Annotated in this window: 3 protein-coding genes and 3 pseudogenes; 4 read left to right on the forward strand and 2 right to left on the reverse strand. The window is 75.2% G+C overall.

Features of this window, described 5'->3' with window-relative positions; translation table 11 throughout:
* Positions 1-444 precede the first annotated feature (444 nt).
* The 4 genes and pseudogenes from KSK32_RS00750 to KSK32_RS00765 all read left to right on the forward strand — a co-directional run bounded on the left by KSK32_RS00750 (position 445) and on the right by KSK32_RS00765 (position 5,349).
* Positions 445-1,303: pseudogene (locus KSK32_RS00750) on the forward strand (helix-hairpin-helix domain-containing protein).
* A gap of 85 nt (positions 1,304-1,388) precedes the next feature.
* Complete coding sequence (locus tag KSK32_RS00755) at positions 1,389-3,740, forward strand: ComEC/Rec2 family competence protein (protein ID WP_216927971.1); 2,352 nt, start codon at positions 1,389-1,391, stop codon at positions 3,738-3,740.
* Between the two features lie 122 nt (positions 3,741-3,862).
* Positions 3,863-4,843, forward strand: a complete 981-nt coding sequence (holA, locus tag KSK32_RS00760) for a DNA polymerase III subunit delta (RefSeq protein ID WP_216927969.1) — start codon at positions 3,863-3,865, stop codon at positions 4,841-4,843.
* Entirely contained in the window at positions 4,840-5,349 is a 510-nt protein-coding gene (locus tag KSK32_RS00765) for a hypothetical protein (protein ID WP_216927970.1), read from the forward strand. The genes holA and KSK32_RS00765 overlap by 4 nt, the downstream gene beginning before the upstream one ends.
* A gap of 348 nt (positions 5,350-5,697) precedes the next feature.
* On the opposite strand, the pseudogene rpsT reads toward KSK32_RS00765, so the two are convergent.
* Positions 5,698-5,954, reverse strand: a pseudogene (gene rpsT / locus KSK32_RS00770) (30S ribosomal protein S20).
* 385 nt (positions 5,955-6,339) lie between these two features.
* Positions 6,340-7,556: pseudogene (locus KSK32_RS00775) on the reverse strand (hypothetical protein).
* Positions 7,557-7,681 lie beyond the last annotated feature (125 nt).

Raw genomic sequence — 7,681 nt, forward strand, 5'->3', positions numbered from 1 at the left:
AGCGTGCCTCGTTCGTCAACGGGCCACGGTGCCGGTCGACGGGGGACGGGCCGCGCTCGGCCTGGACCCGGAGGCGCGCTGACGGGCCTGCTGATCCCCCGCGCAGGCCCTAGCACGGGACGCTTGATCGGGCCGTCCTGTCCACAGTGCTCGGGTCGTCCACAGCCAAGAGCTGAGCGGCCGATGCGGCACGAGGCGTCGTCGTAGCGTCCCGAGCCGTGCCAGACGACGAGGAGACGACGGTACGGCGGCGGTCGCACGCGTCCCCGGCTTTCGGTTCGCGGACGCCGCTGCCGTTCCGCCGACCCCGCCTCCCGCTCGCACGGGCCCGGCTCGGCGGCGAGGTCCTCGTGGTGGCCCGGCCATCCTGTCCGGCCGGACCGCGAGCCTGGGCCCGACGACGCCGGGCCGGTCGTCAACGGCGGGTCCGGTGGGGCGCCGGGCATGCCACCGGCGGGACCGGACCGGATTTCGGAGGGCGGCTCGGCCCGGGTTCCGGCGTGGGCCGGGCGAGGTCGAGACGGGTTTCGGGCTGCGGCGCGGTGTCCCGGAGCAGGACGGCGGTGCGGAGCAGCCGTTCGGGGCGGATCCGGCGTCCGCCGAGCCGGACGACGAGGGGAACCGTCAGTCGGCGTCCGCGCGAGGTCTGGCGTCCCGGCTGCCCGCCCGGGCGCGTTCGACCCCGGCCGCCGGGGTGTGCGTGCGCTCGCGGTGCTGGCCGCAGTCGTGGTCGTGGTGGCCGCCGTCTGGGCGTGGCGCTCGCGTCCGACCGCCGAACCCGTCCAGCCGGTCCTGGCGGCCACCGAGGCGCCGGCAGGCGGGGTGACCGACGTGGTGGCCGTGCGCCCGCATCGGGCGGCTCACCCGGTCAGGTCGTCGTCGCGGTGGCCGGGAAGGTCCGCCGCCCCGGCCTGGTCCGGCTGCCGGCCGGTGCCCGGCTCGCCGACGCCGTCGAAGCGGCCGGCGGCGCGCTGCCCGGCGTCGACGTGGCGCTGCTCAATCCCGCCCGCAAGGTCACCGACGGCGAGCTGATCCTGGTCGGCGTGACCGCCCCACCGGGACCGGCCGGACCCGCCCCGGCCGGCGGGGGCGCGGGCAGGGCCGGTCCGGCGGCACCGGCCGGCCGGTCAACCTGAACACCGCCACCCTCGGCCAGCTCGACGCACTGCCCGGCGTCGGCCCGGTGCTCGCCCAGCGGATCCTCGACCACCGGGACCGGCACGGCGGCTTCCGGTCCGTGTCCGACCTGCGCCAGGTCGACGGCATCGGCGACGCGCGGTACGAGCAGCTCAAGAACTGGTGACGGTGTGAGCAGCCGACCTGGGTCAGGGCCCGATCTGGCCGACGGCCGCGTCGTGGTCGCCGACGGGGACGTGGGCGGCCGTGAGGTGCCGGATCTGCGGTTGGCCGGGCTGGCGATGGCCGCCTGGCTCGCCGCGCTGGCCGGGCTGCACCTCGGTGTCCGGGCGACCGTGTGGCTGGCCGCCGGTACCGCCGTTCTCGCCGTTCTGGCGGGCCTGCACCTGTGCGGTGTGCTCGGCCGACCGGGGGAGCCGGTCCGCCGCTACGGCTGGATCGTGGTCGCCGTGCTGCTCGGCGTGGTCTGCGGTGCGGCGGCCACCGGCGCCCGGCTCGCGATCCGGGACGCTACCCCGTTACGCGCGCTCGTGACCGAAGGAGCCCGGGTCACCGCCGACCTGGTGCTGCGCGACGACCCGCGCCCGATACGCGGCGCCCCCGGCCGGCAACCGATGCTGCTGGTCCGCGTCGACCTGGTCCGCCTCACCGGACCCGACGGCGCTCGGGTCACCGGCCCGGTACGCGTGCTGGTGCTGGCGACCGACCCGTCCTGGCGGCCGCTGCTGCCGGGCCAGCGGGTCGTCATTCAGGGGCGGCTGTCCGCCCCGCGGGGCGGCGACCTCAACGCCGCCGTGCTCTCCACCGCCGACCCGCCCACGCCGCGCGGCGACGCGTCGTGGCCGCAACGGGCCGCGGGTGTGCTGCGCGCCGGGCTGCAACGGGCCTGCGAACCGTTGCCCGACGCGCCGGGCGGGTTGCTGCCGGGTCTGGTGGTGGGGGACACCAGCCGGCTGCTGCCGGAGGTGGAGGAGGACTTCCGGGCCACCGGGATGACACACCTCAACGCGGTGTCCGGCTCAAACGTGGCGATCGTCGTCGGGGCGGTGCTGCTGCTGGCCCGCTGGGCGCGCGCCGGTCCGCGTACCGCCGCCGTCCTCTGCGTCCTCGCGCTCGTCGGGTTCGTCATCCTGGTGCGGCCCTCGCCGAGCGTGGTGCGTGCCGCAGCGATGGGCGCGATCGGGCTCGCCGCGCTCGCCGCCGGGCGGTCCCGGTCGGCGCTGCCCGCGCTCGCCACCGCTGTCACCGGCCTGGTGCTGTACGACCCGGACCTCGCGGGTGACCCGGGTTTCGCGTTGTCGGTCTGCGCCACCGGCGGGCTGCTGCTGCTCGCGCCGGGCTGGCGGGACGCGTTGCGGCGCCGGGGCGTACCGGCCGGGCTGGCCGAGGCGCTCGCGGTGCCGGCAGCCGCGCAACTGGCCTGCGGCCCGGTGATCGCCGGGCTGTCCGCGACGGTGAGCCTCGTGGCGGTGCCGGCGAACCTGCTCGCGGTGCCGGCCGTCGCGCCGGCCACTGTGCTCGGCGTGCTGGCGGCGGTGCTGTCGCCGGTGTGGCCGGGCGGTGCGGAGTTCCTGGCCTGGCTGGCGAGTTGGCCGGCGCGCTGGCTGGTGGCGGTGGCCGCGCACGGGGCGGACCTGCCGGCCGGGAACCTGCCGTGGGCGGGCGGGGTGGCCGGGGCGCTGCTGCTGGCGGCGGTGAGCGTGTCGCTGCTGCTCGCCGTCCGCCGGCGCCGGGCGCGGCGGCTGATCGCTGTCGTCGCGGTGGCGGTGGTGCTGGGCGCGGTGCCGGTACGACTGCTCGCCTCCGGCTGGCCGCCACGCGGCTGGGTGGTGGTGGCGTGCGCGGTGGGGCAGGGGGACACGGTGGTGCTGCCGGTCGCCGCCGGCCGGGCCGTGGTGGTGGACGCCGGCCCGGAGCCGTCAGGCGTGGACGCCTGCCTGCGCCGCCTTCGGGTACGCGAGGTGCCGCTGCTGGTGGTCAGTCACTTCCACGTCGACCACGTCGGCGGCGTGGCCGGGGTGTTCCGGGGCCGTCGGGTGGGTGCGGTGGTGGGTCCGTCCTGGTCCGAGCCGCCCTACGGCGCAGCTCAGGTACGCGAGGCGGCCCGCCGGGCCGGTTCGCCACTGGCTCGGGTGCAGGCGGGGTGGCGGTGGCGGGCGGGCGCAGTGGACCTGGTCGCGGTCGGGCCGCCGTACCCGCTGCGGGGCAGCCGGTCCGACCCGAACAACAACTCGCTGGTGCTGGCCGCCACCGTGGACGGGGTACGCATCCTGCTCACCGGGGACGCCGAGACGGAGGAACAGCGGGCGATGCTGGAGACGACACCGGCCGCCCAGATCCGGGCGGACGTGCTGAAGGTCGCCCACCACGGGTCGGCGTACCAGGATCCGGAGTTCCTGGCCGCGGTGCGTCCGGCGGTGGCGCTCGTCTGCGTGGGCGTCGGCAACGACTACGGGCACCCCGCCGCCGGGCTGCTGGACCGGCTGAGCCGGGGCGGCGCCCGGGTGTTGCGTACCGACACCGACGGGGACATCGCAGCGGTCCGGGTGAGCGGCGGGCTCGCGGTGGTGAAGCGCGGCGCCGAGTCGGGACGGCCACCCTGAACAGGGGGAATCTTGTTGGGGTAGATGGGAGATCAAGGCAAATGTCTGGATTTGCGCTGTGTGCGGGCTGCGCCGTCACAGTCCCCGATGAGCAGGCCCGCCGGGTCGAAGGGCGTGCGAGTATGGGCGACGTGACCCCCGCCGACCTGCCTCCTATTGTGCTCGTCCTCGGCGACGAGGAGCTGCTCGCCACGCGAGCGGTCACCGAAGCCGTCGGCCGGGCCCGCGAGGTCGACCCCGACGTGGACGTGCGGGAATACCAGGCCGGCACGCTCACCGTCGGCGAGATCGCCGAGATGCTCAGCCCTTCACTGTTCGGCGGTCGCCGGGTGCTCGTGCTCCGCTCCGGTCAGGACGCTCGCAAGGACCTGTCCACCGCGCTGCTCGCGTACGCGAAGAATCCCGACCCGGACGTGCAACTCGTGGTGCTGCACCTGGGCGGGGCCAAGGGCAAGGCGTTCGCGGACGGCCTGCGGGCGGCGGGCGCCACAGTGGTGCCGGCGGTGAAGCTGAAGGGCGACCGCGAGCGGGCCGCCTTCGTGCGGGACGAGATCCGCCGCCACGGCGGCAAGTGCACGCCCGACGCGGCCGACGCCCTGGTCGCGGCCGTCGGCAACGACATGCGTGAGCTGGCTGCCGCCTGCTCGCAGCTGGTCGCCGACACCGACGGGCGGATCGGCGCGGACACCGTCGCCCGCTACTACCGGGGACGGGCCGAGGTGACCGGCTTCACCGTCGCCGACGCGACGATGGTCGGTGACGTGCCCGGGGCGCTGGAGGCGCTGCGGTGGGCGCTGCACGTCGGCGTCGACCCGGTGCCGATCGCCGACGCGCTGGCCGACGGCGTACGGACCGTGGCCCGGGTCGCCGCCGCCGGCCGGGGCAACGCGTTCCAGTTGGCCAAGACGCTCGGCATGCCGGCCTGGAAGATCGAGAAGGCTCAGGTACGCGCCCGGGGCTGGACGCCCGAGGGCCTGGTCGAGGCGATGCGGGTGGCCGCCGAGTGCAACGCGGCGGTCAAGGGCGGCGCCGACGACCGGGCGTACGCGCTGGAGCGGGCCGTGTTCTCGGTGGCCGCGGCCCGGCAGGGCGGCGCCCGGTGACCCGAGCGTGGTCGACGGTGGCCACGGACGAGGAGCGGTACCGCCCGCTCTACGCCCGGGTGCTGGGGCTGCGCTTCGTCAACCCGGGTGGGGTGCTCTGCTTCCTCTTCTTCGAGGGCGCGGTGGCGCTGGCCGTGCTGCTCGCGCTCGCCGAGCTGGTCAGCTGGTGGGCGGTGCTGGCGCTGCCGGTCGCGGTCGCGGCGATGGTCAAGCTCAACGACGTGGTGGCGGAGATGGTCGTCCGCACCGCAGCGCAGGTGCCCGAACAGGAGCGGGACCGCTTCCGCCGGCAGATGGAACCGGTGATCGGGCGGGCCCGGGTGCCCACCAGCGCCCGTGCGCTACCGGGCGCACCGACATCGGCAAGCGTCCGTGCGTTGTCAGGCGGCGCGACGCCGGCGAGCGGGCGGGTGTTTCCGGACGGTCCGACGCCGATCGCCGACCCCCGGGGCATCCGCTACCACCATCCGCGACGCTCGACGTTCGACCGCCCCGGCGAGCGGTGACCACGGCGTTCCTGGTGTGCGCCGACACCCAGCTCACCTCGGCCGCTGCGGGCAGCCGCACACCGGAGCCGCCCGCAGCGCCTCCCGAGGTTCGCGTCCTCCCGCTGACGTGATCATCGGCCCGTCGGCCGCACATGCACGGAGTCCGGGCGACCGCTGCCCGCAGCGGTCGCCGGCGGCACCGATCACCGCCGCAGATCTTGGTACGAGAGGGCCCCTATAGAGGCCGAAATCCTCCAAGATCTCCGAACCGGTCCCTCAGCGCGCCGCGCTGCGGGGGGAGGGTGGACAGGCGGAAGCCCCGTGGGCGCGGTGGCCCGGGGCTTCCGGTGGGATCTGTAGCGCTGGTCAGGCAGAGAACGAGGCGACGCGCTTGGCGATCGCCGACTTCCGGTTGGCCGCCTGGTTCGAGTGGATGACACCCTTGCTGGCAGCCTTGTCCAGCTTGCGGGTGGCCTCACGCATGAGCACGGTGGCCTTCTCGGTGTCGCCCGCCTCGGCAGCCTCGTGGAACTTCCGGATGGCGGTCTTCAGCGACGACTTGACCGACTTGTTACGCAGCGGCGCTTCTCGTTCTGCCGGTTGCGCTTGATCTGGGACTTGATGTTTCGCCACGCGACAGCCTCGTCTTGATAGCTCGGGTTGGTCTGCTTTCGCGCACGACGAGCATGCGTCATCGCCGCGCGAAAAGCCAGGCTACCAGGTCGGCCCCGGACGAGCCAAAACGCCTCCGCCCGGCCCCATCCAGCCTGGTCGAGCGGCGCGCCACTTCGGGAGGTGGTGAGGTCAGGGCTCCTGGGATGCCGCCACCTCGCCGAACTGGTGTGGATCAAGGGGAGGGGGGCCGGGGGTCATGCCCCTCGTGTGGGGCGGGGAGGTCGGGGACGGCGGGCCGCATGATCGACACCATTACGGCGTGGTGGTGTGGTCCCGGGCGATCCGATGCCGCCACCTCGCCGAGATGGTGCCGATCATGCGAGGCGCGGCCGCCTAGGCCGGGTCGTCGGTCAGGCGGTGGCGGTTCGCCTCGATCCAGGCGTTGAGCGCCTCCGGGTCGTCCGGGTCCACCCCGTCCGCCATGAGCTGGGCGACCGCCGCGGTGGCCGGACTGCGCCGCTCGCCGGTGCTGTAGAGCCGCGCGAACTCCGGAACCATCTCGGTGATCGCCTCGTCCGTCCGGGCGGCAGCCGACTGCGACAGCCCGCGCTGCCGGGCCGCGTACGCCGCCCAGGCGCGCAGCACCCGGGCAGCATCGCCGCGTCGTCCATGTCGAGCACGGCCGGCGGTGCACCCAGTCGAGCAGGAACAGCTCGGCCACCATCGGGCTCCACCGCATGGCGTCGGCATCGGGGAAGCTCGCCGCGTGGTCGAGCAGCAGGCCGAGGCAGAAGTGCAGCGAGGCCAGCTCACCGTCGGCCACCTCGGGCAGGCCGAACCGGGCCGCCTCGGGCGAGTCGAGGAAGGCGCGGACCAGGCGGGTCCGCTCCTCGTCGGTGAGCGGCGGCGCGACCGCCGGACCGGGCGGCGGGGTCGGCCCCGGGAGTACGGCCAGCCGCGCGCCCACGAGCGCCGGTCGGGGCAGCGAGCCCTGCGCGGGCAGGTCGGTGAGGTCGTCGGTGACCGCCAGGTGACGGCTCACCTCGGCGTGCATCCGGGCCGGGTCCTCGGTGCGGAACCAGGTGAACTCGTCCTCGGTGCAGATCTCCCGGCCTGCTCGACGATCCGTCCGGCCGGGCCGCCGACGAAGACGTCCTTGGTGATGCCGATGTTGTGGTCGACGAGGGCCACCAGCGCGTGCTCCGGCCCGCCCTCCTCTCGTCGTCGTACGCGAACGTGGCGAGGTAGGAGGTCTGGTCGCCGTACACGTCGCCGTAGGCCCAGGCGCCGGTGACACGCACCCGGCCGAGCTGGCTGGCCCACGACGGGGCGTACGCGCCGGGCCGGACCCGGGCGGCGCCCTCGGCGTCGGGCACCAGGGCGGCGAAGACGGCCCGCAGGGTGGTCGCGGAGGCGCTGCGGCGCCGGGACGTGGCGGCGAGGAAGCCGGAGACGAATTCGCGGACGGCTGCTCCCGGTCGTGCTCGCGACGGCGTAGACGCTGCCCAGCAACGCGGCGCCCGAGCATCTCGCGTCCAGGGCCGAGTCGAGCTCGTCACGTCGCGCGCGGCGTGCAGTACCGCGTCGTAGGGGGTCTGTGGCGTGGCCATGCAATCGACCATACGCCGCACCGGCCGCCCCACACCGGTCAGCACGCCGGGTTCAGCACCGTCCCGCTCGCGTAGCGCGTCCCGGCCCGTGCCGTAGCGTGCCAGCACCGCCCAGACCGGGTCCA

Origin of the sequence: Micromonospora sp. WMMB482 (assembly GCF_019038635.1) — a bacterium.
Classification (GTDB): Bacteria; Actinomycetota; Actinomycetes; order Mycobacteriales; family Micromonosporaceae; genus Micromonospora; species Micromonospora marina.